The following is a 25,721-nucleotide window of genomic DNA, read 5'->3' on the forward strand; positions in this document are numbered from 1 at the left end:
AACCGGATGACGTCAATCGCCAAGGCCATCCTCACCCTGGAGCGGCAACGCTGAAGAAGCTCAGTGAGTCAGCCGCGCAGCGGCAGACGAGTGGCTCAAGCCAGCCGACGCGGGTGGAGCAGTCCCGGCCGATGCCGAGCACGCCGGGCGCGTCTCTGAGCCCGTGCATCGTGAAAGCTGCGCGGCCGACATTCCGGTGTGCATAGGCGTCGGGCGGCTCGCGCAGATCTGGGGCGGTAGATTTCCAGATACGCGAAGAGCACGGTGGACAGCTTCGGACGCCTCGACCAGCACCGCGTAGTCGGCATACTTGAATCCGCTGGCGCTGCTGTCAATCCCCTCGAAGCGTGGAGACGTTGTCATGCCACTTCGGCCCGGAGCCGGGCCCTTGACGTTCTGTGTGCTTCCGCCATGTTGCCGTTCGAACGGGATCGGGGCGAGCCCGTCGTCGGCACTGCGTCTCCTGCTGGTGTTGTAGAAGCCCGCGATCCAGGTCGAGATCTTGATGCGGGCCACCGCACGGATGGCGAAGTGCTGCCGGTGGGCGAACTCGACCCTGAGCGTGCTGTTGAACGACTCCGCGGCGGCATTGTCCAGTGCGCACCCGCCCCGCCCCATCGACTGCACGATCCCCAGGGACCGGCAGGCGGAGGGTGCATTCTGCACAGCGGTCGCGGATCGCAGCGCCGGGTTGTTCGCCTCCGAGCCGGAACCGGTGAGCACGATCTCCTCCGGGCCCGCCCCGATCAGCGCGGCCACCTGCCGCCGCGCCCGCGCCGGCGCCGCACGGGGCGCCGCGCGGTACGCGTGCGCGCCGGAGAGACCGCCGAAACCGCCCGCGAGGAACGGGAGCATCGCCGCCGTCACCCGGGGGCGACCGGGGGGCGTTGTGGTCCGGATACAGCGGACCGTCCTTGGGGATCGGGCTCACCGGCTTGTTCATGAGAACCGTCGCGTTCGTTCGTCCGCTGAGGTCGGCCGGGACCGCACACCGGTCCACCGCTCTACCCAGGGTGTCCGCTGTGCGGCGGACGAAGACTCGCCGTGCCGGGGCGATCGGATCGGTGCCGGCGAAGGTCGCAGGTGAACCTTCTTGTCACGGAGCTACGTTCCCTTTACGTGACCATAGAGCGAAGTGAGGAGCGGCGGTGGACTTCGGCGCGAACTCGGCGGCCCCGGCGTCTCGTCACCCACGACGGTGTGAGCACGACACGCTGTAACGGTGGCCTGCCGAAGCCGCGTTCTCGGGTCCGGCCGTGAGCGGGGCGACGGGCGGACCCGTGTGGCTGAAGTCCGGGACGCTCATGTCCCTTGTCGTGGCTCATGCACCGCGTTCCGCACGCGGCTGCCTCCGGTTGATGAGGCTGCACGCGCCCATCGGCACCTGGCTCTACCTCTTCCCCGGACTGTGGGCCGTCGTCCTGGCCGAGGGCGACGACATCCGGTGGCGGATCGTCGTCGCGTTCGGACTGGCCGCGGTGCTGATCCGGGGAGCTGGATGCACCATCAACGACATCGTCGACCGGGAGATAGACGCGCAGGTGCGCCGCACGGCCGACCGGCCGATCCCGGCGGGGCTGGTCACCGTGCGGCAGGCGACGGTGTTCGCCGCCGCGCAGACTCTGGCGGCGCTGCTGATCCTGGCCTGGGTCGACCGGACGGCCGCTGAGGTCATAGCGGCCTCATTCCTCCTGATCGTCTCCTACCCCTTCATGAAGCGCGTCACCTATTGGCCGCAGGTGCCGCTCGGTCTGGCATTCAGCGCTCTGGCGCCGGCGGGCTGGGTCGCGGTGACCGGTTCCTTCGCGCCGGCCGCCTGGGCGCTTTATGCGGCTGGATTCTTCTGGACTGTGGGACACGACACGGTCTATTCCCATCAGGACAAGGAGGACGACCGCAGGATCGGTGTCAAGTCCGCGGCGCTGAGATTCAAGGCGGCCACCCCTTGGTGGCTGGGGCTTTTCTACGGCGCGACGCTGGCGCTCCTGGTCTGGACGGCGTATCTGACTCACGCGGGGCCGGTGTGCTACCCGATTCTTCTGATAGGCGCGCTGAATTTCGCCTGGCAGATAGCCGTTATCAGAGAGGACACAGCAGACGGATATCTGCGCGCTTTCGTCGGGAACCGGCACTTCGGCTGGATTGTCCTGGGCTCGTTCCTCGCGGGAAAGTTGATCTGACGGCCCGGCGAAATCCGACGAAGGCTCGGCCGGAACGTTCCATTCATCCGCGAGGCAGGGCATGCAGACGTTACTCATCGATCACCGTGATTCCTACACGTTCAACCTCTACCAGTTCATCGCCGCGGTGAACGGGCGGAAACCCGTCGTCATCCGCCACGACGATCCGCAACTCGCGACGGCGGACCTGGACGCCTTCGACAACATCGTGCTCTCACCCGGCCCCGGTCGGCCGCAGGTCGAGCAGGACCTGGGATATTCCGCGCAGATCCTGGGTCGGACCGCGCTGCCGGTCCTCGGGGTATGCCTGGGACATCAGGCCGTCGCCCATCTCGCGGGTGCGACCGTCTCCCTGGCCCCCCGACCCAGACACGGCCATGTCAGCCGGATCAGGCACGCCGATCCGGAGCTGTTCGACGGAATACCCCAGGATTTCAGCGCGGTGCGTTATCACTCGCTGCGCGTCGAGGAACCGTTCCCCGAGACGCTGGAGGCCACGGCCTGGTCCGAGGACGGCGTCGTGATGGCGCTGCGGCACCGGCTTCTTCCGCGCTGGGGTGTGCAGTTCCACCCGGAGTCCATATCCACAGAGCACGGGCATGCGCTGCTGGAGAATTTCCGCAGGCTGACACAGCGACGGACCACACAAGGCACCGGAACCGGCCGGGTGCGCACACCGCTCGCCACCACACATACGCCGAAGACCCCGGGCGGACCGGCCCTCGTCGTCACCAGTCGGGCGATTCCCGCGGCCATCGACACGGAGACGCTCTACCGGACGTTCTTCGAGTCCTCGTCGTCCTCCTTCTGGCTGGACGGCGGCAGAACGACAGACAATCCGTCGAGGTTCTCGTTCCTGGGAGACGTCAGCGGGCCACTGAGCGAAGTGCTGACGTACCGGCTGGAGACGGACACCACCGAGATTCGTACCGCGAGCGGCGTCCGGACCGAACGGGGAAGCATCTTCGCTCTGCTGGAGCGCCAGCTCGCGGAGCGGACGGTCACGAATCCCGGATTCCCCTTCGACTTCGTCGGCGGATACGTCGGGTATTTCGGCTACGAGATGAAGGAGCAGACCGGAGGTGATCGTCGTCACCGGTCCGATGCGCCCGACGCGTGCTGGATGTTCGCGGACCGACTGATCGTGGTCGACCACGAGGAAGGCAGCACCTATGTGGTGGCCGTACACGGCCAGGCGGTTGGCGAATGTTCCGCAGCTCAGACGTGGGTCGACGCGACCACGGCCGAGATCCGTACTCTCCCGGTCAGCCGATCGCCGGGGATCACCCCACTCGCGGACCGCTTGACGGGCGTCGAACCGTCCTTCGTACGCGACCGCGCACGCTACCTCGCTGACATCGCGCACTGTCTGGAACAGCTGCGACAGGGAGAGAGCTACGAGATCTGCCTGACCAACAAACTCCGGCTGCGAGCCGAGTGGAGCGACGGCGAATTTTACCGAATGCTACGGCACCGGAATCCCGCACCGTACAGCGCGCTGCTGCGTTTTCCCGAACTGACGGTTTTCAGCTCGTCCCCCGAGCGCTTCCTGAAAATCCACGAAGGAATAGCCGAGACCAAGCCGATCAAAGGAACCGTCGCGCGCGGCGCCGACTTCGAGCAGGACGCGGAGCGCGCCGCTCGCCTGGCCGACGACGCGAAGACGCGTGCCGAGAATCTCATGATCGTGGATCTCGTGCGCAATGACCTGGGTCAGGTGTGCGATGTCGGCACGGTCGATGTCACCGATTTCATGGCTGTGGAGTCCTATGCGACCGTCCATCAACTGGTCTCCACGGTCCGCGGCAGGCTGATGCCCGGCATCACACCTATCGAATGCGTACGCCGGTGTTTCCCGGGAGGCTCCATGACAGGAGCGCCAAAACACCGTGCCATGCAGATCATCGACCGTCTCGAAACGGAGGCGCGTGGCGTCTACTCGGGCGCTCTCGGCTACTTCGGTCTGGCCGGCGGGGCCGATCTGAGCATGGTCATCAGGACGGCGGTCCGCTCAGACGAGGAGTTGACCATAGGCTGCGGCGGGGCCATCGTGCTCGACTCGGACCCAGAGGCGGAATTCGACGAGATCGTGCTGAAAGCGGATGCGGTGCTGCGGGCACTGCGTCCGGGCAGGGTACCGGAACTGGTGTCGGCTCCTGCGGGGGCCGGCTCATGAGGATGCACTCGAACGGCTCCACGGCCCTGGAGCGGGACGCGCTGGTGCAGCTGACCCGCCGCTGGGGGAAACGGGTCGCCGTCAAACGCGACGAACTCGATCTCGACGGGCATTTCGACGAGTCGAAGCCCGATTTCGCGCGTCACCTCGTGCCCGTTCTCGCGCTGCCCGCGGCGCGCGGCCTCGATCCGGAGGCGGAACACCGCATTCTGGCTGGCGCCTGGATCTCCTACAACGCCAAGACCCAGGCGATCGAGGAAGAGATCATTCTGCCGGCGTGCAGGCTGATGCTCGGACCTGACTTCCCGCTGCCTCCCTCCGAATCAGCCGTCGCCGTGCTGCACCAGACCATCATCGACGAGCATTACCACATTCTCATGTGCCACAACGCGGCAGGTGTGACCAGGCGGCGGCGAGGGCTGCCCCGACTCGCATTCCCGTCCACGCAATGGTCCGTGGTGCGCGCGCTCGGCGAGTGCGTCGCGGCAGTGAGCGGTCCTGGCCGCGACATCGTCCGTGTGGCCTTCGCGCTCGCCGCCGAGACCACCATCAACAGCTTCCTGTCCACCCTCGCGGACTCCCATGAGATCCAGCCGATGAACCGCCTCACGGTGGATCTGCACCGTAAGGACGAGAGCGGGCACGCCGTCGTATTCAGAGTGCTGGCCACACGTTTCTTCGGTGAATTGTCGTCCCCCGAGCGTGAGTTGTTTCTCCATGCGCTGACGCGTGGCCTGGAGGCGTTCGGTGCTCCCGATCACGCCCCCTGGACAGCGGTTGCAAGCCTCGGCGGCCTCACCGTCGACGAGGAGCAACTGCGGGAGCTCCGAGATTGTTGCCCCGCACCGAAGCGAGACACGACACCGCTGCGCAAGCTCCTGGCCGACCTGGGCGTCGAGCCCGCGGCCTTGGGCGCGTGAGCCGCGGGTCCGGTCGGTACGACCCGAAGCGTGGCTCCCATCCGTCTTTCGTGCCGCCCAGCCTCGCACTCGAACTGAAAGACCCCGAGCCGGTCGCGGAACCGGGCGGCCTGCAGCGGGTTGACGGCCAGCACCGTGTAACCGGCGGTGACCAGGGCGCGTACCCACGGGCCCCGGTCGGTCTCGATCCCCACCACGACCTCGGCCTCGTCGGCCTCGTCCCCTGCCGCCTCGCCGATGAGCGCGTGCAGCCGGGTCATGCCGGCCACTCCCTCGGGCAGCCGGGCCTTGGCCAGCCGACGTCCCGCCGCGTCCATCACCTCGACATCGTGATGATCCTCCGCCCAGTCATCGCCCACGAACAGTCGCAACGGTCCTCCCGCTCTCGATGCCGATCACCTTCAGCAGCCTGCCGGAGAACCATCTGCGACCTAATCAAGCAGTGCTCACGCCGGCCATCGGCGGCGGGCACGACATCCCAGCAGCGATCAACTCTCCGGGCCGAACGGCAGAGGCACGGTCTTTCAGCAGGACTCAAGAAGTCCGGGAACACCGAGTGCTCATCTGCCGCCGGCTACCACCAGGAGTCTGCCGGATGGCCGACTCCCAGAACTGATTAGGAAGCACATGGTGAGCAGATCCCCTTGGACCCCGGAAGAATTCGATCTCGACGGCTACCTCGCCAGGATCGGCTGCACCGGAACGCTCGACCCCACCCTGGAAACCCTGCGCGTTCTGCACCGGGCCCACGTGACGGCCATTCCCTTCGAGAACCTCGAAGCACTTCTCGGCCGGCAGGTGAGCCTGGAACTGGCCGAGGTGCAGGAGAAGCTGGTGACCCGGCGGCGCGGTGGCTGGTGCTCGGAGCACGCCGTACTCATGGCCGCCGCCCTGACGCGGCTCGGCTACCAGGTCACGGGCCTTACCGCCAGGCCGCTGACCCGCGGGCAGCACAACGCCCCATCGGTGCATAGCCTGCTGTCGGTGCGACTCGACGACGGCTCGGTGTGGCTGGTCGACGTCGGCTTCGGCGCCCAGGGCCTGATCGAACCCGTACCGGTGAGGGACGGAAGCTACCGGCAGGACGACTGGACATTCCGGCTGGACACTGCGCCGACCGGTGAACACCGCGTCCGCTCTGTGCATCCCACCGGTGACGCCCCCCTGTTCTCCTTCACGCTCGGTCCGCGATATCCCAACGACTTCAAAGTCATCAGCTGGTACTACCAGACCCACCCCCGCTCGCCCTTCAACTCCCAGCTCATCCTGCAGACGGCTGCCGCCGACCGGCGATGCCTGCTCGTCGACGCCACCCTGACCCGCTTCCGCGCCGACGGGGCCCACGAAAGCAGCGCACTGTCCGGACCCGAGATCGTCGCCGCGGCTGGTGACCTCTTCGGTATCGAACTCGACGACACCGACGCCAAGGCTCTCTTGGACCGCTTCGCCGCCGGGAGCGGATGACAGGCATGCCCGCAGGAATCATCGCAACGGGCCGTCACCTCCTCCACGCGTGGCCGACAACCGGGAGATCGGCGCCCGGTGCGGTGCATCGCCCGAGTGGATCGTGGAACGCACGGGCATCGTCACCCGGCGCTACGCCGACGACGGGGTGACCACCGCGGCGCTGGGCTCCGCCGCGGTCCGTGACCTTCTCCGCCGCACTACCGAACACAGCGAGCGGACATCGGTCCCGTCGTCCTGATCACCTCGCCCCTGCAGACGCTCCGACGCCGCCGAGTTCCCTTCACGATCGGCGGGCTTCTCGGCCCGCCTCCCCAGGGCACGGCCGGCCCCCTGGTCCCAGGTCGGGATGGCTACCGGGGCATCCGTGATCGGTCACGAACCCTCCCGCCTGCTACTACCCTGCTACCATGCGGTATGGCCTCTGACCGGAAGCAGACCCAGCTCCGCCTGTCACCCGACGTGCTCGCCAACGGCAAGGACGCCGCGAAAGCCCGCGGACTCGACTTCAACAAGTATGTCGAGCGGCTGATCGTGGAAGACACGAGCGGTGCACGGGCCGCCGGCATGGAGGCCGCGCAGCGCTTCATCGACCAGCACGGCGGCTTCCTTGACGACCTGGAGCGCCAGTTCGACGAGCCAGCCGACGACGTACATCCGGGAGCTGCGGCGTGATCGTGCACGTCGACGAGTCCTGGATCCTGGAAGTCGCCGAACGGGCCGGTCATCGCGATCCGAGCGTGGACGACTACGGCGTTCCGCTCGCAGCCGTCGCCCGTCACCGCGGCGAGTTCTTCGACCGCCCCGTCTACGACGGCCCCTACGCACGCGCCGCAGCCCTGGTCCACACGCTGGGACGCTGCCGCTGGCTGGAGCGCTCCAACCTCACCGTCGCCTGCGCCGTGGCCGTCATGTACCTCGAGGCGTCGAACATCCCGGTCGACCCCACCCGCGAACAGCTCTCGGCCCTGGCCCGCGAGCTGAACAGCCCACGCTGTACCGCCGAGCAGATCGCCGCCCTTTTGCGCACTTGGAAGCCCTGATCCGCTGTCCCGGCCGGGTTTCGCAGTCCAGGGCGTTTCATGTCAATGACGGGCTGTTGCCAAGGAGTTCTCGGTGGCCTGTGACCAGGGCGCGTCGGCGGGCGAGGACGATCTGTTCGTCATCGAGCCAGTGGATGGCGGGCCCGTCGGACCGAGGCCAGTCACCCATGGCGGCCACGATGGGCGCGTAGGAGGGGTAGTCGCCGTTCACGGTCGCCTCGCGCAGCCAGCCGATGGTGTCGGTCAGGTCGCCGGCGGCGCCGCGGACGGCGTGGTGGAAGGCCCGGGCGTAGGCGTGCGACCAGCGGTCTGGACCGGCGCCTGCCCCACCTGTCACCGCAGCATGCCAGAACCGATACCAACCTGACCAAGCCCTACCAGATGCGCCTCCTGGATGCCATGACCCCACCTATCGGGCTGCGATATGGCGCGCGGCCGTACGGGATTCGGCTGTCCCGGTCCCTTGGGTCCCTGGGCGGGGTCGGCCGGGGGTGACGCCCATCGCGGCACCCGGCGTCGCCGTGTCGTAGAGGAACGGCAGGATGCTGTGCGACAGGATCCGGGAACGGATCCTGGACGCCGATGGCGCATACACCCAGTGGCTCAAGAGCATTCAGGGCCGGCGCACCGGCGTCCCACAGCCATGTGCGGAGCATCGTGGGCGTCTCCGGTCAGGGCTTCCGCTGAAGCGGCGGCGGGCGTCGTCCGGCACAGCCGGACAGGAGACACCTCAGCCGACTTCCGGCCATGTACGCGCTCATAGGTGTGTGGTGTGAACCCGGCTTCCGGGCGGTCTCGTTTCCTAGGCCCGTACTTCGCGGGTCGCTGATTCGTATGGTGTGACCGGCCCGGGGGTGTCCCGGGCCGGGGTGGCGGCGTTAGGCCGGGTGTGTCGATGACTTCCCGGTCCCCGCGGCCACGGTCTGAACGTCAGCGCTTTGAAGTGGCGGTGGACTCTGCTGCGCAATTCCGTGCGGGGTGACGGTGGGCGCGGGATGATCGTCTGTGCGGTCGTTGTCCTGTCGTGCGGCCGTGGGGGTGATGCGGTTGTCGATGCGGCCGGAGGGGCTGCCGGAGGTTCCGGCGCAGACCGCGGCGGTGGCCCGGGCGGCGTTCCCGCAGGGCAGCCTGGCGATGCGGGTGCGGGACCGGCTCGCGGAGGTCTTCGAGGACGAGCCGTTCGCTGACGCGTTCGGGGTGCGCGGTGCCCCGGGACTGTCACCGGGGGTGTTGTCGCTGGTCACCGTGTTGCAGTTCGCCGAGGACCTGACCGATCGGCAGGCCGCGGCGATGGCGGTGCGGGCGATCGACTGGAAGTACGCACTCGGGGCCGAGCTGACGGACACGGGCTTCGACGCGAGCGTGCTGAGCCGGTTCCGCACCCGGCTGGCCGGGCACGGCATGGAACGGGTGGTCTTCGACCGGCTCCTTCAACACTGCAAGGACGAGGGCCTGGTGGCTGCCGGGGGCAAGCAGCGCACCGATTCCACCCATGTGATCAGCGCGGTGCGGGACTTGAACCGTCTGGAGCTCGCCGGGGAGAGCGTGCGGGCAGCGCTGGAGGCCCTCGCGGTGGCGGCACCGGCCTGGCTGGCCGGACAGGTCGATGTGGCCGAGTTCGCCCACCGTTACGGGCCGAGGGTGGACGGCTGGCGCATGCCGTCCTCGCAGACGAAACGCGGCCGGCTCGCGCAGGTCTTCGGCCAGGATGCCCTGGCCCTGTGCCGGGCTGCCTGGGCTGCCGGAACCCCGGTCTGGATCCGCGAGATCGAGGCGGTGGCTCTGCTGCGGCAGATCCTCGTGCAGACCTACTACCTGCACACCGACACCCGGGGACGGGAGGTGATCAAGAAGCGGGACGCCGACGACGAGGGCGTCCCGCCCGGCCAACTCCGCCTCGCCTCGCCCTACGACCCCGATGCCCGCTGGGCGGCCAAGGGCGAAGACCTGTTCTGGATGGGCTACAAGGTCCACCTCACCGAGACCTGCGACACTCCAGCCGAAGCCGAAGCCGAAGCCGAAGCCGAAGCCGAAGCCGAAGCCGGGGGCCCGGCGGCACCGAACCTGATCACGGACGTGTTCACCACCGACGCCACCGTGCCCGACGTGAAGGCAACCGCGCCTGTCCAACAGCGTCTGGCCGAGCACGGGGTGACACCCGGCGAGCACTACCTCGACTCCGGCTACCCCTCCGCCGATCTCATCACCGCCGCGCTGAAGCAGGGCACCCGTATGGTCACCCCCGTCCTGCTGGACCACTCCGCCCAGGCCAAGGCCCACACCGGCTTCGACAAGAACGCCTTCACCATCAACTGGAAGGCGCGCCAGGTCCGCTGTCCCGCCGGCAAGAGCAGCGCGCACTGGAACCCGGTGAAACAGCACGGCGCGGACGCGATCGTCATCACCTTCAGCATCCTCACCTGCCGCCCCTGTCCCTTCCAGGAGCAATGCACCACTTCCGCGCTGGGCCGGCGCATGCTCACGCTGCGGCCCAGGGAACCGCACGAGGCCCTCGTCCGGGCCCGCGCCGAGCAGAAGACCGAGACCTGGAAAGCCAAGTACGCCCTGCGCGCGGGAGTGGAGGGCACCATCAACCAGGCCCTGGACATCACCGGCATACGCCGGGCCCGCTACCGCGGACTGCCGAAAGTCCGCCTCCAGCACGCCTTCTCCGCCACCGCACTGAACGTGATCCGACTCGACGCGTACTGGACCGGACATGACCGGCACCACACCCGCAGCAGCCGCCTGGAACACCTCGCCTACCAGCTCACGGCCTGACCCAGGAATTGCGCAGCAGAGTCCTCGTGCTTTTCAAAGCGCGATCCGGGATCGCAGGGACAGAGCCCGAGCCGTCGAGCGGCGGCGCGCACGCCCGCTGGATCTCCGACGACGAACCACTGCCCCGGGCCGCAGGGTCACGTAGGCGCGATACCGGGGTGATAGCGGCGGGTTAGCGGGCCGCCGGACGATTGCCCGGTGAGGGCCGCCAGCGCAGCCGCACCCGTCCACCGAGAGCGAAAGGTCGGTCATCCAGTCATGAGCAGAGGCAACTTCCCTATGTCCTATGCGGGTTCGAAGGGTACGACAGCCGGTGTGAAGCATGTGATGCTCACCTATCACTATTTGGACATCGGGGACATCGACGGGTATGCCTCGCTGACGGAGCAGGACATGGCGCTGAACCACCCGGGCGCTCCGCCGCATCGAGGCCGCGATGCCGTGCTGAGCGCTCACGCGGCGCAGGCGACGCTGCTCAGGCGGCACGAGTTAGACACCGTCGTCGCCGACGAGGGGCGGGTGGTGGTGCTCGGCAGGGTGGTGCACCAGGCACCGGGGGCAAGGAGGTGGGCGCCGCACGGTGTGGACTTCGCAGATGTGTTCACACTGTCCAAACATGTGCTGGTCCGTGACTGCCGCCGCTACTACTACGCTCCCCCGCCCGGCGGGGATGGTGTCCCGCCATGTGGGGCAGCTGGTCAAGGGTCGTGAACGGGACACGATCCCGGTGGGCTACCGCCGCACCCGGAGGTGTCCGCCACGAAGTGACCGCCGGCCCTGTGGGCCCGCGCGAAGCCGAGTACGTTCTCCTTCGGGTGGTCTCCCACCGGCGCAGTGTGCGCCACGCACTCGTCTCCCAGGTTCGAAGGCCGCGACGTCGTCCAGAAGGACCTCGCTGCCGAGGCTGGACGGCGCGGCGTAACTGCGGCTTCTAAGGTTGTCGCCCGACGGTGGGTGCGGCACGCTGGCTTGGCCATCGGGTTGGCGGCCGTCGACGAGAAGCGGACCGAAGAGAATCGGCTTGTGCATCCTTCTCGTAGCGGAGATCCATCCGATGGCTCCAGCCACGGATCGCGGCTCGACTCCGCGTGTCCGCCCCTCAGCATCGGCGGCGGGCCTCACGACTCCGGGAACTGTCACCCTCATGATCAGTCAACCGTCACGACGGTACGCCACCCTCGAGTTCGACAGCGGTCGCTGGATCGACTTCCCTCTGCGTGAAGGCGACATCATCATCAGCACGCCACCCAAGACAGGAACGACCTGGGTGCAGATGATATGTGCGCTCCTGATCTTCCAGACGCCTGTTCCCCCTCAGGCATTGGCGGTGATGTCACCATGGCTGGATTATCTGGAGACTCCGCAGGAGGAGCTGTACGCACGGCTGGCGGAGCAGGATCATCGGCGCGTCATCAAGACGCACACGCCGTTGGACGGCCTGCCGATCGATCCGAGAGCCAAGTACATAGTGATCGGTCGGCACCCCGTCGACAGGGCCGCCTCTTTGTACAACCAACTTGCGAACATCGACTACCGTCGGCTGTCTGAATTCATCGACGAGGCTCATCGCATCGGTGGTAAGCGCCGCGGACGGCTCGCCGAACCGCCGCCGCTGCCACCGATCCGCGAATGGCTGGAGAATTGGTGTGCTCCCAGCCACGTCGGGGACATGGGCTCTGTTCCTGACGATCTCGTAGAGACCATCCACCACCTGCATCAAGCCTGGACCCAGCGAGCGCAGCCGTATATCTGGCTGACCCACTTCGACGACCTGAGAAACGATCTCTCCGCAGAGATGGCCCGCCTGGCCGCCTGGCTGGACATCACGGTGGAACCCGCCGTGTGGACGACGTTGGTGAAGGCCGCGACATTCGAAGAGATGAAGAGTCAGGCCGCACGCGTCGCGCCCACGCATGTTCTCAAAAGTCCCGAAGCCTTCTTTCATCGGGGACAGTCGGGTACCGGGTGGGACGTACTGTCAGCAGAAGGCCATGCTGCCTACCTGGCAAGAGTTGAACGGATGGCGCCGCCAGACTTCCTTGCGTGGCTGCACCGGTAGAAGCGGGGTGCGATGTTGTACGCGCCCAGCAGCCGTTGCCTGCCGGACCGGCAGTGTCCCACTCAAGATCATCGCTGCCGCGGCCGACGTCGCGAAGTGCCCCAGCCCCTCGCGCTGGTCGACGGTGAGGAACGCTGCTCCGCCCCAACCGGCGTGAGATGCACAGAGCCGACGACGCCCTCAGGATGACGACGCCACCACGGTTGACGCTGCGTGATCAGAAAAGCGACGAACCGTAGTGCTTCCATGTCGTCACTCTTTCGGCACTGGCCCCTGCGACGCTCGGCGCTCCTTGACCGAGAGCCGGATGGTTTCGAGGCCAGTCAGCCCCGCCCTGACGGACGGACCGCCGGTACAGCACAGAAGCAGGACCCTCACACCATGACGCTGCTTACGGCTACCGACAAAAGAGCGCCCTCTTCAGCATTGGCCAGCGTGGATGACCTGGTGGAGCAGCACAGGGCTGCGCTCCTTGCCTACGCCCGCCACATGCTGACGGACCATCACCTCGCGGAGGACGTCGTCCAGGAAGCGTTCGTCAAGGCGTGGCGTTACATGGATCGCCTTCGCAACGAAGAGGGATCCGTACGCGGATGGTTGCTCAAAGTGACCCGGAACTTGGCCATCGACCGGATGCGCAGCGCTCCCGCCCGGCGCGAGGTCCTGACCTCCGAAAGCCCGGACACGGCGCTGGCGGACGAGACCGAGGCGATCGGGACTTCCCTGGAGGTCGTTTCCCTCCTGCACGGACTGTCCCGGGAGCATCGCGAAGCGCTCGTGCTCCTGTACATCTATGGGCGCACCGTCAACGAGGTGTCGCGCATCCTGGGCGTACCCTCGGGCACCGTGAAGTCACGTCACCACTACGCACTGCGTGGCCTGCGCAAGTTGCACTCGCAGCGCGCGGTGAGATCGAGTGTCGTTGACACATACGCTTCTTGACCACGGCAAAAGCCTCAGATGGATGGCGTCGATGAATACCATCGGATAGACGGCATCGAGGGACGGCCCCGCCATTCGGCCAGGCCCTCGCAGACTTTGCCGGTGATGGCGGGGATGCCATCAGGCCAGACTCACCTCTGGCAATTCGTCGACGGGCTGCTGGCGCTTACCGGCTCGGCATGGACCGCTCCACCATCACCCGGGCCGGGCATCAGAACGCAGTCGGTGTCGTCGCCTCCGTCGACTCGGTCCGCGACGTCTTGGGCAACGCCCCGATGGAGTCGACGATTGGCGTATACAGAACCAAGCCAGCGCACGCTTGACGGCCTTGCGCCGGAACTCGGCGAGGTGACCGCGAGGCGAGGAAGCCTCCCCGGATGCGGGGCGGTGCAAGCGCCGGCCAGGGCAAGCCGTACCGGGCAACGGCATCGATGCGCTGCGCCTGTCGGATGCCGACAGGCGCAGCGGATACCACTCCCGGAAGGCCATGCAGGTCTGCCGCAAGCCGGGCGCTGCGGTCCATGGGCCTGAGCGAGGCGTTCGACAGCGCACTGAAGGCGAGTACGCCCACCGGCAGACCTTCCGGCAACCCAGCGTGTGCGGTTTCAAGAACGCCGTCGACTGCGAACGCGGACACCGTCCGGGAGGCGCCGCTTGACAATGAACTCAAACAACCGCTTGAATTAATGTCGTGACAGGGTCGAACAAGATGGATCTGCGCAGAGAGGCCGGTCAGCGTACGCGGGACGCCCTGCAGATGGCCGCCCTGGAGTTGCTTGCGCAACGAGGACAGGGGGGTCTAACGCTCCGCGAGATCACAGACCTTGCCGGAGCGAACGTCGCTGCGGTGAGCTATCACTTCGGGTCGCTGAAGGCGCTGTGTGACGAGGCCATCGAGCACGCGTTGGAACGGTATCTGGACTCTCAGATCCAGGCGCTCAGTTCCCTCGGTCCCGATTCGACACTCCAGGAGATCGCGGCAGCCTTTGCCGGGCCGATGATGGACGCGTTGGCTGCGAGGGGACAAGACCTGGCCGTGATGCGGACTGTGGCGCGTGTCGGCATCGATCCGCCCCAGGGATGGGAGCGGCTGGCCGACAAATTCGATCAGATCCGCTCGCAGGTCCTTCAACGGCTGACACCGCACCTTACCGGGGTGGACGACCAAGAATTGATCTTCCGTACACGATGCGCGGCAGGCTTGTTGAACTGGCTCGTGCTGGCGCCCATCGGCGCCGAGTTGGCCCTCATGCCCGCCGAGCAGATTGAACGCCAGCTGGTGGCCGTGGTGGCCGGTGCGTTCCGCGGGGCGCCCACCGTTACTGACCTTGACTGAACCGCCCCGGGTTCGGTGGAGATCTCCGTGCGGCGGCCTGGACCGGCCGTCACAACAGGCCGGAAGTCAGAACAGGAGGCCGTGAGCCAGCCAGAGGCTGACCTCGTGGAGGCGGCCGGGCCTGAACAGCCGGGGACCTCGCGGCCTTGCGCGGCGATCTCCGCGGCGAGAGTGGTGACCTCCGGCTGCCGGCCATGGCCGGTCAGGCGGGAGGGGCGGGGCGCGACCCGCAAGAAGCTCAGGATGCGGGCGATGACCGCTTCCTCGACCTCATCAGCGGTGGACACGTCCTCCGGGCGCGGGATGCTCTCGTAGTAGGAGCGTTTTCGGGAGCCCGCGAAACTCGACGTCGAGCGAACCGAAAACGCACACATGGCGTTCGGTCACGGAATTCACTGCCGTCTCGGCGCGCCGCTTGCCGGACTTGAACTGCGGATGGTCATTTCCGTCCTTTGGAGCGTTTCCCCGGAATGCGGCTCGCCTGCCCGATGGCGGACATCCCATGGCAGCACTCCGCTCTTCGTGGCCCGGCGGCGCTCCCACTGATCCTCGGCCCTGACCATGGCCGCCGCTCCGCAGCCCCGAGCTGACACCCCTCCCGCGGAGCCAACGCCCACTCGTCTCCACACCGGCCGACTCACCTGCTTAAGAACCTTGTGCGGTCGTGTCCAGCTTCGTGGTGTAAGCGACCTTGCTCGATGCGTTCCGGTAAACCGCGCGTCGGCCACCCCATGGGAAACAGCGCCCGGGTCGAGCAGCATCTGACCTGCCGTCAGTGCCATGTGCGGCCCCCAAGCCGCATCGATGCGGCGATGACCTGCGGATTCCGGCGCCTTGATCCGCTACACCACCTGGCGGGACGCCACCCCTTGCGCGACGCGTGATCACACGAACGGACAAAGGAACGGCCGGCGAGACCCGGACCGGATCAGGGCGCGGCACAGGTTCGACACCGCCCGTACCGCTACGGGTGGGCCCAGCGCAGCCCGTCCATGGAGGCGATCAGCCCGTTGGGGAACAACGGCTCCTCGTCCTCGTCGCCGCCCATCAGGGCCGCAGCCTGCACCTGTACCTGCTGTTCCATCACTTTACCCATGAACGGCGACTGGAACAGCGGCAGGTTCTCGTCCTCGGCGGACTGGCCGTGGTTGGTCTCCACCAGTTTCTCCAGCTCGCGAGCCGTTCCGGTGATCTGCCTGCGCATGGACTGCCGGTCACCGTATGCCCGGTCCAGGGACGCCACCCCGCCGACCAGATGCACGAACGCCTCCAGTTCGGAGTCGGTGGCCTGGGTGACCTGCTTCGCCTTCCAGTAGTACGAGCGCTCGTCGACGTGCAGGTTGTAGAACGCCATCAGGAACTCGTAGAACAGGCCGTACTCCCGGCGATACCGTGACTCGAACTCGGTGAAGCAGCGCTCCTCGTCGATGTCACCCGCCAGCACCGTATTGATCGAACGGGCGGCCAGCAGAGCGCTGTAGGTGGCGAGGTGGACACCGGACGAGAACACCGGGTCGACGAAACAGGCGGCGTCTCCCACGAGAACCATTCCATCACCCCAGAAACGGGTGTTGAGGTAGGAGTAGTCCTTGCGGACCCGAATGCGACCGTACACCCCTTCGGTGACCCGTTCCGCCTCGGCCAGCAGGTCCCGGACCCCCGGCGCCTGGTCGAGCAGGCTCAGCAGAGCCTGTTCCCGGTCTCCTTGGACGGCGGACGCCGACTCCTGGTTGACCACGACACCGACGCTGGTCAGGGAGGCGGACAGGGGGATGTACCAGACCCAGCCGTGCTCGAAGGCTTCACAGAAGATGTTCCCAGGTGAGGACGGAAGTCGCTTGCCACCGTTGAAATAGCCGAAGATGGCGACGTTGCGGAAGAAGTCGGAGTACACGCGCTCGGAGCCGCAGCCGGTATGGATACGGCTCTTGTTGCCGGAGGCATCCACCACATACTCGGCCCGCACGCCGTGCTCTTGGCCAAATGAGTCCGTGTAGCGGACACCTGTGACACGTCCGCCCTCTTCGATCACATTGCCAACCGTGCAGCCCTCCCTCACTTCGACTCCCAGCCGGGCGGCGTTCTTGAGCAGAATGTGGTCGAACTTCATGCGCTCAACCTGAAAGGCGGACGATGTAGGACCGGCAAGATGCGGTGAGGCGGAGAAGAAGAACGACCAGGGGTCCGGATCAGTCCCCCAGCGGAACGTGCCCCCCATTTTGGGGGTGAACCCAGCCCGCTCCACCTCCTCCGTCACGCCGAGCAATCCGCAGATACCGTGCACCGTGGCAGGCAGCAGCGACTCACCGATCTGGTAACGGGGGAACACTTCCTTCTCCAGAAGCAGGACCCGGTGTCCCTGCTTCGCGACGAGAGCCGCAGCAGTCGATCCACCGGGGCCGGCACCGACCACGACGACGTCGAAGGTCTCCTCTGCCACTGTGCTCATTACTGGCTCCTTGAAGGATGAGATCGGCTCGTGCGCGAGCCGCGTCGCATACTCACGTGGGGAGGGTGGATCCTGTCCACCAGAAGTTCACTGACGCGGACACCTCGGTCGACTCCACGGCGTGCCACCACCGGTGGGGGATGAACAGGCCCTCCCCCGGCCCCAGCTCAACCGGAGTCGCCCGCCGGTGCGCCCGCTCATATTCTGGGTACATCCGGAAATCCGGATCGAAAACGTTGACCAGACTGCAATGCGGAAGGTTCTGGCCGATCGCGGGATAGACGGATGTCGAACTGTCGGGAGAAATGAGCAGAATCCGCTTCCCGCCGAATACCTGAACGAGGAAATTGTCCCCCAGGTCATAATGCAGAGGAGACTTGCATCCCTTGCCGCCGAACCAGAGATTGGTGGCCACCAGTTCTTTCGGCTCGTCCAGCAGATACGGCAGCCGTACATCCGCGGCCAGCCCGCCGAAGCCAGACAGCTCGGACTGCTGCATGTAGTAGCGCCCGCCGCGCCGGGCAGTGATCCTGCTCACAGCTTCGGAGAACGGCAGCCGCATCCTGGTCACGGGCCCGGTGATAGCCGTTTCATTCGCATCGAAAACACCCTGCTCATTGAAGTTGACGGAGGTCAACTTATACCGAAATTCCGAGGCGAAATATTCCGGCGACCATTTCTTCAGAGCGGGCCATTCAAACGCCAGATCAGTGATGTGCACCGGCTTGTTGGGAAGGAAATAATCGCGATCGAATCGCTGGACATCCAGTTCCGCCCGGACTGCCTTATCGACCCCGCCCCCAGCCTCCTCGCCGTCCGAATAATCATCCACTGGTGCCTCCCTCCGTGCGCATTTACACGGCACCGTAAGTTGAGCAGGCCAGACCGCACCGGCGGAATCCGTGGAAACCGTTGTTACGCGTTGCCCGTACCGGCCCCGGGCTGCGCGGCTCTGGCCGCGAGCCACCGCGCGCCCTACGACATCGGGGAAAACGCCTGCGCCTGCGGAGGCCGCCCGTAACTGCGGACTTCTCGGATGGGGAGCCCTCGTCATGGCCCGTAGCCTCGCCGGGCATTTCGACCGCTGTCGGGAAACCACCGGACGAGGCCGGCACGTCGGATCCGCAGCGCAGGGGCAAAAGGCGGCTGGCACCGGCCGGTTAGGGCCTCTGCTATGCAAGCGCTGGATCTTCGCACGCCGCCGGGTGACCGGTCCGTGCGCGTGCGACTGGGATCACTCGGGATACCGCTGTCCGACGCGACAGGTCGCGGCGCAGGTACCCGGCCGGCAGCGGAGTCAACCAGGGTCCGGCCGGCCGCTGCCGCTACCGCTGTGGGACGACCTTCACGGCACGTCGCCCTGGTGACGGCCGTGCCTCCTCCCGCCAATGGCGGAACGCCGTGCTGATCCGACTCCTGAGAGACACGCTGGCGCCTTATTCCCGGCCGTTCTCCGCTGCCCTCGCGCTGCAGGTCGTCCAGGTGGCTGCCGCGCTGCTCATTCCCACGCTGAATGCGAGCATCATCGACGACGGCCTGGCCGCGGGCGACTTCGGTCACATGCTGTCGATCGGCGCGGTCATGCTCCTGGTGACCGTGGTGCAGGCGGCGGCGACGACGGGCGCCGGCTACCTCGTGGCAAGGACCGCCGCGTGCGTGGGGCGGGACCTGCGAGCCGCGATCTTCCGCCACGTACAGCGTTTCGCCGCCCGGGAGATGAGCACGTTCGGCGTCTCGACGCTGATCACCCGGACCACCAACGACGTCCAGCACGTGCTGGTGCTGGTGACGGCAGCCGCCGGCGCCCTGGTGACGGCACCTGTCACGATAGTCACCGGTGTGGTTCTGGCGGTCAGCCAGGATCCACCGCTCTCCTCCTTGCTCCTGGTGGTCGCACCGCTGCTGGGCATCCTCGCTGCCGTCCTGAACGTTCGGATGCGGGGGGCGTCCGCTCGCGTTCAGGCACTGATCGACCGCGTCAACCACCTGCTGCGTGAACAGATCACGGGCGTCCGGGTGATCAGGGCTTTCGGCCGGGACGACCACGAGCGCGCACGCTTCGACGGGGTGAACCGCGACGTCCTGGACGCAGCGCTCGGTGTCGGCCGGCTCAGTTCGTTGATGATGCCGCTCAGCATGCTCGTCATCGATATGTCCTCGCTGGCCGTCGTATGGCTCGGGGGGCACCGTGCCGACGAGGGCCGTCTCCAGGTGGGCGTGCTCACCGCGTTCCTGGCGTATCTGGTGCAGATCCTGCTGGCCGTCACGGCTGCGGGGAACGTTTTCGTCGCCGTGCCGAGAGCCCGGGTCAGTGCGGAGCGCATAGCCGAAGTCCTCGGCACCCGGCCGAGTCTGTCCCCGCCGGCAGCTCCGCTTGTGCCGCGGCGTGAGCGCGGCGTCGTACACATCCGCGAGGCCGGCTTCACCTACCCGGGAGCCGAGCGCGGGGCGCTCCGGGACGTCACACTGCACGCGGGGCCGGGCAGTACCACGGCACTGATCGGCACCATGGGATGCGGAAAGACGACCGTGCTGAGCCTGATACCGCGGTTGATGGACGTCACAGCAGGATCGGTCATGCTGGACGGTGTGGATGTCCGCCGGCTCGATCCGGCGCGGCTGAGCGCCTCCGTGGGCATGGTGCCGCAGCGGGTTCACCTGTTCACGGGAACGATCGCGAGCAACCTCAGACAGGCCGCGCCGGACGCGTCCGACGACGAGCTCTGGCGTGCGCTGGGCATCGCTCAGGCCTGTGAATTCGTGGCGAGTCACCCGCTTGGCCTGCATGCGCCCGTCTCGCGAGGAGGCGCGAATCTCTCCGGCGGACAGCGCCAGCGGCTCGCCATCGCTCGCGTCCTGGTGCACCGGCCTCGGATCTACCTCTTCGACGACTGCTTCTCCGCCTTGGACTCAGCCACCTGTGCGGCACTGCTCAGGGCGCTGGCGGACGAGACCGCCGAGGCGACCGTGATTGTCGCCACCCAGCGTGTCAGCACCATCGGAACCGCGGACCGCGTTGTCGTGCTCGACGAGGGGCGCGTGGCCGGTTGCGGTACCCACCGGGAACTGCTGGCGAACAACTCGGTCTACCAGCAGATCGTCCGGTCCCAGCAGCCGGGCCGGGCTTCCGGGGAACACCCCGCCGATGGGCGGTCGGACGAGTCGGCCCGGTCGGCGGAGGCCACATGAGCGGGCACCCGTGCACGGTACGACGACGGCCGTCCCAGCGTGGGGGGCACCGCCGAGGCACCGGCCGGGGGGTGGTCCCAAGCCGAGCCCGGTGGGGGAGACTGCGCGATCGCGGCCAGTCCTTCGCGATCCTGGCCCGGCTGATGGGGCGTCAGCGTGCCAGAGCCGTGGGCACACTGCTGCTCGGAATTCCGGGAGTGGTGCTGCCGTTGCTCGGACCGGTACTCCTTGCACGGGCCGTCAACCTCGTCTACGACGGTGTCCTGGGCCGGCAGTTGCCGGACGGGCTGAACAAGCCCGAGGCTGTCGCGCTACTGCGCGCGCAGGGCAGGACCGCCCTCGCCCACCTCGTGGCGGGCAGCGGCGCCGTGCCCGGCCAGGGGATCGACTTCGATCGCGTGAACGCGGTCCTCCTCGCGGCGGCAGGGCTGTACGCCCTGAGGACTCTGGTGGCTCTCGGCCAGAACCTCTTCGTAGCGGCCCTGGTCCAGCACATCGTTTACGACCTGCGCCGGGAGGCTCAGGACAAGCTCGCCAAGCTGCCGTTGAGCCACTACGACAGCGGCAATCGGGGCGACGTCACCAGCCGTCTCACCAACGACATGGACAACATCGCGACCGCGCTGACACAGAGTCTGGGGCAACTCGTCAGCCCGGCGCTGATGGCAGCGGGGGCACTGGCGCTGATGCTGGTGATCTCACCTCCGCTGACCCTCCTGGCCCTGGTGCTGATGCCGGTGACGGTACTCGTGGTCGCCACGGTCGGCCGGCGGGCGCGCACCCATATCGCCGCACAGTGGTCATGTACCGGGAAGCTCACCGAGTACGTCGAGGACATCTACGGTGGTGTCGATGTCATCCGGCTGTTCGGGGCTGCGCAGTCGGTCGAGGCGGATTTCAGCGCTCGCAACGAGGCACTGCGTACCGCGCACGACCGAGCCCAGTTCGTCTCCGGACTGATGCGGCCCGCGGTGTCCTTGCTCACCAATCTCGCCTACGTACTGCTCGCCGTCGTCGGTGCTCTGCTGATGACGACCGGCGCCCTCACCCTGGGGTCCGTCCAGGCGTTCATACAGTACTCGCGCCAGTTCAGCCTGCCACTCGCCCAGGTGGCCGCCCTGGACGCGCAGATCCAGTCGGCGAGCGTCTCGGCGGAGCGGGTGCTCGCGTTACTCGACGCCGAGGAGCAGCAGCCCGAACCCGAGCCGATCGTCCGGCTAGGGCAGGTCAGCGGCCGCCTGGAGTTCGACAACGTCTCGTTCGGCTACCAGCCGGACCGGCCCGTGGTGAAGGATCTGTCGTTCGTGGTGCAGCCGGGCCAGACGGTCGCCATCGTGGGCCCGACCGGGGCGGGCAAGTCCACGCTCGTCAACCTCCTCATGAGGTTCTACGAGGTGGACAGTGGGCGGATCACCCTGGACGGGGTGGACGTCACCACTCTGTCCAGGGCGGAGCTGCGGTCACACATCGCGACGGTGTTCCAGGACCCATGGCTCGTCCATGGCACGATCGCCGACAACATCGTGTACGGGGTGCCCGGTGCCGGCCGGGAGGAGATGGTAGCGACAGCGACAGCGACACATGTGGACGCCTTGGTACAAGGTCTGCCCGATGGGTACGACACGCTGCTGGACGCGGGCGAGAGCCGTACGCTCAGTGCTGGCGAGCGCCAGCTGATCACTGTCGCGCGGGCGTTGCTCGTCCAGCCCGCTCTCCTGATCCTCGACGAGGCGACGAGCGCGGTGGACTCACGAACCGAACTGCTCCTGCAGCACGCCCTGAACAGCTTGCGTGCCGGATCCACGCGTCTGCTCATCGCGCACCGGCTGTCGACCGTGAGGAAGGCGGATCTCATCCTGGTGATGGATGGGGGCCGGATCGTCGAGCAGGGAGATCACCCGGCTCTGCTGCGCCGGAACGGCAGGTACGCGCATCTGTATCGAGCCCAGTCCGGCGCCGCCGAGCCATGAGCTGGGCGGACGGCGTCTGCAAGGTACGCGGTGGGAGCGGCTGGGCGGATCGGGGGCCGTCCGCCACCGGTCAAGGGCCGTCCGCAGCCTCTGCGGCAGAGTACGCGGCCAGCCAGCCCGTGGCGCGGTAGTCGCCGCGCCAGGAGAAGAGGGCCGTTCCACCCGCTGTCGGACATCGGTCGTTTCGGGCTTCGGCGTGTGCGTCTCCCGCGACGGGATCGGCCTCTCCTGATCGAACGTGTCGGACGTGAAACGTGCGTCCTGTCCAGACGACGAGCTTGCGGGGGTGGGACGGCTGAACCCGCAAAACTCCTTCCGCTGCGCTCAGTTCTTGTTCTCCGACGCGTTCGCGCAACAGGTGCGCATAGGGGGCGCGGTCCAGCCGATTGCCTGAAGGGGGCGTGCGCGTAGACCAGTCCGGGCTGTGCAGTCCTCGGTGGCGAGCCGCCGCCCACATCAGAGGCACCTGCCGCTCAGCCTCCACGGACGTCGCCATCTGCTCGCACATCCACAACAGCCGTCCGCTGCCTCGTGGCGGACCGAGGCGACGCCAGCGGACACGCCGGTTGAGGTCTGCGGCAACGATGGCGACCCATGGGTGCACCATGCCGAGAAAACCCTGGGAGCCGAGCCAGTGAAGATAGCGGGGTGCGTCATCCAGAAGCGGGCGCAGAGAGGAATAAGGGATGCCTGCGACGCGCTGACCGACGCGGACGAACGCCTGCGGAGACCGTGCCACCGCCAGGAGCGCGGCACGGGCCAGGTCGCCCGGGAGGAGGTGCGCATCCGATGCGGCGCTGAAAAAGCCTTCCACCTCCGAGACCCGTCCTCCGGCGTGCAGTAGGGCGGACACAGCTGGCTTGAGCTGGTCATTCAGTACCGCTGAGGACAGTTTGGGTACCGCCTCACATAGTTCTCCGATCAACATCTCCTCGGCTTCCTCCGCGTCCTTGGGCAGATCCATGAGGGACAGGGCGGTGCGAAGCTGGAATCCGGTGACGGACGGCACCATGACGCGGCTGGTCACCGTTCCAAGCTCGGTGGCGGTGATCCGCTGAGCGTCCTCGCCGTTCTCAAGGCGGCAGTAGCCCGCGCCCGCGAGGAAGCCCAGAGCCCTGTGCAGCGGATCGGCACCAGGACTGCCCTGGTGGTGGGCAAACGTGTGCAGCCACCAATGTTCGGCGTCGGTCGAGGTGCGTACGCCCCCCTGGACGATCTCAGCGAGTACGTGATCGGGAAGTGTGGAGGTGATCTGTGAGTCGACGGTGTACCCGCCGATGAGCCGCTGCTGCCAGTGGGCTCGTTCCGAGGCATCGACGATCATGAACGCCCAACCGGTCGTCTCGCCCGCGCCCAGTCGACCAGCCCGCCCGAACATCTGCTGGACGGTCGCCACATCGATATCGCGCATACCGATCTGAGTGTCTCGGACGACCACCGCGCGGGCCGGCAGATTTACTCCCGCAGCCACGGTCGAGGTAGCCACGAGGACGTTCGTACGGCGCTCACGGAACGATCGTTCCGCTTCGTGCTTGTACTCCCAGTCCTTGTAGTGCAGCGACACTCCTGCCGCGTCGCAGATTGAGCGCAATGACTCGGCGTCGTCGGAGGAGATGCCCGTGGTCCGTGCACCGCGGCTGGCAGCTATGGCCAGGGCTGTACTGCGCACGCTGTACTTACTGCCGCAGAAGACGAGTACGCTGCCGCTGTCCGCCGTCACTCTGTCAACGATCAGATTGGTCAGCCGAGTACGTGCGGCCTGTGTCAGGTTGCGGTCGGCGAAGAACGGGACCACGGGAAGCTGCCAGATCAGGCGGCTGGGCCGCCATGCCACCCTCAGCAAGGTCGCGTCGAGCCAGTCCGCCATCTGTTCCGCGTTGGCCACGGTCGCGGACAAGCCCACCACTCGCACTCGGGAATCGTCGCGCCGGATTCGTGCCAGGACACCCTCGAGAACCGGTCCGCGTTCCGTGTCGCCCAGCAGGTGGATCTCGTCAACGATAAGGCAGCCGACCTCGTTCAAGGCTTCGCGCATGGACGAGGTGCGGCACAGCACCTCGAACTTCTCCGTCGTCGTCACCCACAGGTCCGCTTCTCTGACCCGCTGCACGTCGACGCTGTATTCGCCGGACAGGCGTTCCACACGGAGGCCGTGCCGACGCCAGCCCGCCAGTTCCCGGTCGAGTTCGTCGGTCAGGGAACGCTGGGGAACCAGCCAGGCGGCCTTACGGCCATCGCCCAGCACCGCACGCAGCGCGGCGAGCATGCCGATCGTGGTCTTGCCCGCGCCTGTGGGGGCTACGACAAGCAGGTGCCTGTCGCCCTTCAGGACCTCCGGGGCCGCCTCGGCCTGGGCCGGATTGAGTGAGGCGTGGGGCAAGAACGGCAACCAGGTATCCGGAACGACCTGATCGGCAGGTGCACCCGAAGCGTTCGACTTGTGCTGAAGACTTTGTGCCTGCCACAACGCATCGAACGCGTCACGAGCGACCTCGGCGGCTTGTACGTCTTCGGCACGGCCCGGTGATCCCCCGGCCCCGGCAACCTGCCAGGTCGGCTGAGCCTGTACCCGCAGACCTTCATCCCTTTCCGCGGACGGCAGATCGCTGACCAGCTCCTGCTCCAGCCAATACGGCACCGCTCGTACCTCGGCGCCGCGTTCCGTCAACTCAGCGGTGAGAGGCTCGAACAACGCATCGTCGGGAAGCAGAACTCGCACGTCCGTGCCGTCGGGGAACCGGTTCGGCACCGAGACTTGTGGGTCACTGGTCTTCAGCCAGTAGATCCGGCGGTGACAGCCGCGCCCACCGCCGTCTTCGGCTGTCGGCCAGGGCGAATTCTCGATCGTGTCGGGCATACAAGCCGTCAGTGTACTCACATTGATGTCGCGGTTCCGGCCGACGGGGCGACCCGTTGTCGGCCCGTAGGACGCCGGTGTGCCGGAGGCGTTCCGGGCACGTCCGCTTGCTCCTGATGTCAAGCGACTACAGCGAGTTGGACGGGTGACTCCTCAGCCAGGTGGGCGGGCCGAACACGAAATACGTCGGCGGCCACCGCCGCGGCCGCCTCCGCTGGTGCAACCGCTACAACACCCGACATCACTCTCGAATGCAGCACCGATGGTCGGTCAAGGGATTCCCAGAGCGTTCCGACCACTGCGCAACAAACGCTCCTGAAACTCAGCTGCAAAGCATGCCCGGGGAATAGCACGA

19 protein-coding genes and 1 pseudogene are annotated in these 25,721 nt (G+C 67.0%); 14 read left to right on the forward strand and 6 right to left on the reverse strand.

Features of this window, described 5'->3' with window-relative positions:
* Positions 1-60: 60 nt before the first annotated feature.
* Complete coding sequence (locus IEZ11_RS47975; RefSeq protein WP_189269420.1) at positions 61-855, reverse strand: integrase core domain-containing protein; 795 nt, start codon at positions 853-855, stop codon at positions 61-63.
* A 503-nt stretch (positions 856-1,358) separates the two neighbouring features.
* Here IEZ11_RS47975 and IEZ11_RS47980 point away from each other — a divergent pair.
* The 3 genes from IEZ11_RS47980 to IEZ11_RS47990 all read left to right on the forward strand — a co-directional run bounded on the left by IEZ11_RS47980 (position 1,359) and on the right by IEZ11_RS47990 (position 5,276).
* Complete coding sequence (locus tag IEZ11_RS47980; protein WP_229713893.1) at positions 1,359-2,180, forward strand: 4-hydroxybenzoate octaprenyltransferase; 822 nt, start codon at positions 1,359-1,361, stop codon at positions 2,178-2,180.
* Positions 2,181-2,241: 61 nt separating this feature from the next.
* Complete coding sequence (gene pabB / locus IEZ11_RS47985) at positions 2,242-4,356, forward strand: aminodeoxychorismate synthase component I (RefSeq protein WP_189269421.1); 2,115 nt, start codon at positions 2,242-2,244, stop codon at positions 4,354-4,356.
* Positions 4,353-5,276, forward strand: a complete 924-nt coding sequence (locus tag IEZ11_RS47990) for a diiron oxygenase (RefSeq protein ID WP_229713895.1) — start codon at positions 4,353-4,355, stop codon at positions 5,274-5,276. The genes pabB and IEZ11_RS47990 overlap by 4 nt, the downstream gene beginning before the upstream one ends.
* A 101-nt stretch (positions 5,277-5,377) precedes the next feature.
* On the opposite strand, the pseudogene IEZ11_RS47995 reads toward IEZ11_RS47990, so the two are convergent.
* Positions 5,378-5,635, reverse strand: a pseudogene (locus IEZ11_RS47995) (IS110 family transposase); the annotation flags it as partial.
* A gap of 271 nt (positions 5,636-5,906) precedes the next feature.
* Here IEZ11_RS47995 and IEZ11_RS48000 point away from each other — a divergent pair.
* From IEZ11_RS48000 to IEZ11_RS48015, 4 genes are all read left to right on the forward strand, one after another.
* On the forward strand, positions 5,907-6,740 hold the full coding sequence (locus IEZ11_RS48000) for an arylamine N-acetyltransferase family protein (protein WP_189269422.1): 834 nt from the start codon (positions 5,907-5,909) through the stop codon (positions 6,738-6,740).
* A gap of 49 nt (positions 6,741-6,789) precedes the next feature.
* On the forward strand, positions 6,790-6,981 hold the full coding sequence (locus IEZ11_RS48005) for a hypothetical protein (RefSeq protein WP_189269423.1): 192 nt from the start codon (positions 6,790-6,792) through the stop codon (positions 6,979-6,981).
* 176 nt (positions 6,982-7,157) lie between these two features.
* Positions 7,158-7,415: a type II toxin-antitoxin system CcdA family antitoxin gene (locus IEZ11_RS48010; RefSeq protein WP_189269424.1), complete on the forward strand. Its 258-nt coding sequence runs from the start codon at positions 7,158-7,160 to the stop codon at positions 7,413-7,415.
* Positions 7,412-7,783 carry a fic family toxin-antitoxin system, toxin component gene (locus tag IEZ11_RS48015; RefSeq protein WP_189269425.1) on the forward strand — a complete coding sequence of 124 codons (372 nt, stop codon included), beginning with the start codon at positions 7,412-7,414 and terminating at the stop codon, positions 7,781-7,783. Before IEZ11_RS48010 ends, IEZ11_RS48015 begins: the two co-directional genes overlap by 4 nt.
* A gap of 37 nt (positions 7,784-7,820) precedes the next feature.
* On the opposite strand, the gene IEZ11_RS48020 is transcribed toward IEZ11_RS48015, so the two are convergent.
* Positions 7,821-8,120 (reverse strand): hypothetical protein, encoded by a 300-nt coding sequence (locus IEZ11_RS48020; RefSeq protein WP_189269426.1) that lies wholly within the window; start codon positions 8,118-8,120, stop codon positions 7,821-7,823.
* A 704-nt stretch (positions 8,121-8,824) separates the two neighbouring features.
* On the opposite strand from IEZ11_RS48020, the gene IEZ11_RS48025 reads away from it, so the two are divergent.
* From IEZ11_RS48025 to IEZ11_RS48045, 5 genes are all read left to right on the forward strand, one after another.
* Positions 8,825-10,564 carry an IS1182 family transposase gene (locus IEZ11_RS48025; RefSeq protein WP_189269447.1) on the forward strand — a complete coding sequence of 580 codons (1,740 nt, stop codon included), beginning with the start codon at positions 8,825-8,827 and terminating at the stop codon, positions 10,562-10,564.
* Positions 10,565-10,879: 315 nt separating this feature from the next.
* Positions 10,880-11,275 carry a nuclear transport factor 2 family protein gene (locus IEZ11_RS48030; RefSeq protein WP_189269427.1) on the forward strand — a complete coding sequence of 132 codons (396 nt, stop codon included), beginning with the start codon at positions 10,880-10,882 and terminating at the stop codon, positions 11,273-11,275.
* Between the two features lie 433 nt (positions 11,276-11,708).
* A complete protein-coding gene (locus tag IEZ11_RS48035) occupies positions 11,709-12,623 on the forward strand; it encodes a sulfotransferase domain-containing protein (RefSeq protein ID WP_189269428.1) in 915 nt (304 codons plus the stop codon).
* Between the two features lie 381 nt (positions 12,624-13,004).
* A complete protein-coding gene (locus IEZ11_RS48040) occupies positions 13,005-13,565 on the forward strand; it encodes a sigma-70 family RNA polymerase sigma factor (RefSeq protein WP_189269429.1) in 561 nt (186 codons plus the stop codon).
* Between the two features lie 691 nt (positions 13,566-14,256).
* The gene (locus IEZ11_RS48045) at positions 14,257-14,901 is read left to right on the forward strand and encodes a TetR/AcrR family transcriptional regulator (RefSeq protein ID WP_229713896.1); all 645 of its coding nucleotides are present in this window, start codon (positions 14,257-14,259) and stop codon (positions 14,899-14,901) included.
* Between the two features lie 964 nt (positions 14,902-15,865).
* Here the strand turns inward: IEZ11_RS48045 and IEZ11_RS48050 are convergent.
* Both IEZ11_RS48050 and IEZ11_RS48055 read right to left on the reverse strand, forming a co-directional pair.
* Positions 15,866-17,350, reverse strand: coding sequence for a tryptophan 7-halogenase (locus tag IEZ11_RS48050; protein WP_189269430.1), 1,485 nt, complete (start codon positions 17,348-17,350; stop codon positions 15,866-15,868).
* Between the two features lie 52 nt (positions 17,351-17,402).
* Positions 17,403-18,182: a cupin-like domain-containing protein gene (locus IEZ11_RS48055; RefSeq protein WP_189269431.1), complete on the reverse strand. Its 780-nt coding sequence runs from the start codon at positions 18,180-18,182 to the stop codon at positions 17,403-17,405.
* A 569-nt stretch (positions 18,183-18,751) separates the two neighbouring features.
* Between IEZ11_RS48055 and IEZ11_RS48060 the strand changes: the two genes are divergently transcribed.
* Together IEZ11_RS48060 and IEZ11_RS48065 are read left to right on the forward strand one after the other, a co-directional pair.
* Positions 18,752-20,539: an ABC transporter ATP-binding protein gene (locus IEZ11_RS48060; RefSeq protein ID WP_189269432.1), complete on the forward strand. Its 1,788-nt coding sequence runs from the start codon at positions 18,752-18,754 to the stop codon at positions 20,537-20,539.
* Positions 20,540-20,682: 143 nt separating this feature from the next.
* Entirely contained in the window at positions 20,683-22,509 is a 1,827-nt protein-coding gene (locus IEZ11_RS48065; RefSeq protein WP_229713897.1) for an ABC transporter ATP-binding protein, read from the forward strand.
* Between the two features lie 70 nt (positions 22,510-22,579).
* Here IEZ11_RS48065 and IEZ11_RS48070 read toward each other — a convergent pair whose 3' ends face one another.
* Positions 22,580-25,366 carry a DEAD/DEAH box helicase gene (locus IEZ11_RS48070; protein WP_189269434.1) on the reverse strand — a complete coding sequence of 929 codons (2,787 nt, stop codon included), beginning with the start codon at positions 25,364-25,366 and terminating at the stop codon, positions 22,580-22,582.
* Between the last annotated feature and the right edge of the window lie 355 nt (positions 25,367-25,721).

Origin of the sequence: Streptomyces fuscichromogenes (assembly GCF_014645815.1) — a bacterium.
GTDB lineage: Bacteria > Actinomycetota > Actinomycetes > Streptomycetales > Streptomycetaceae > Streptomyces > Streptomyces fuscichromogenes.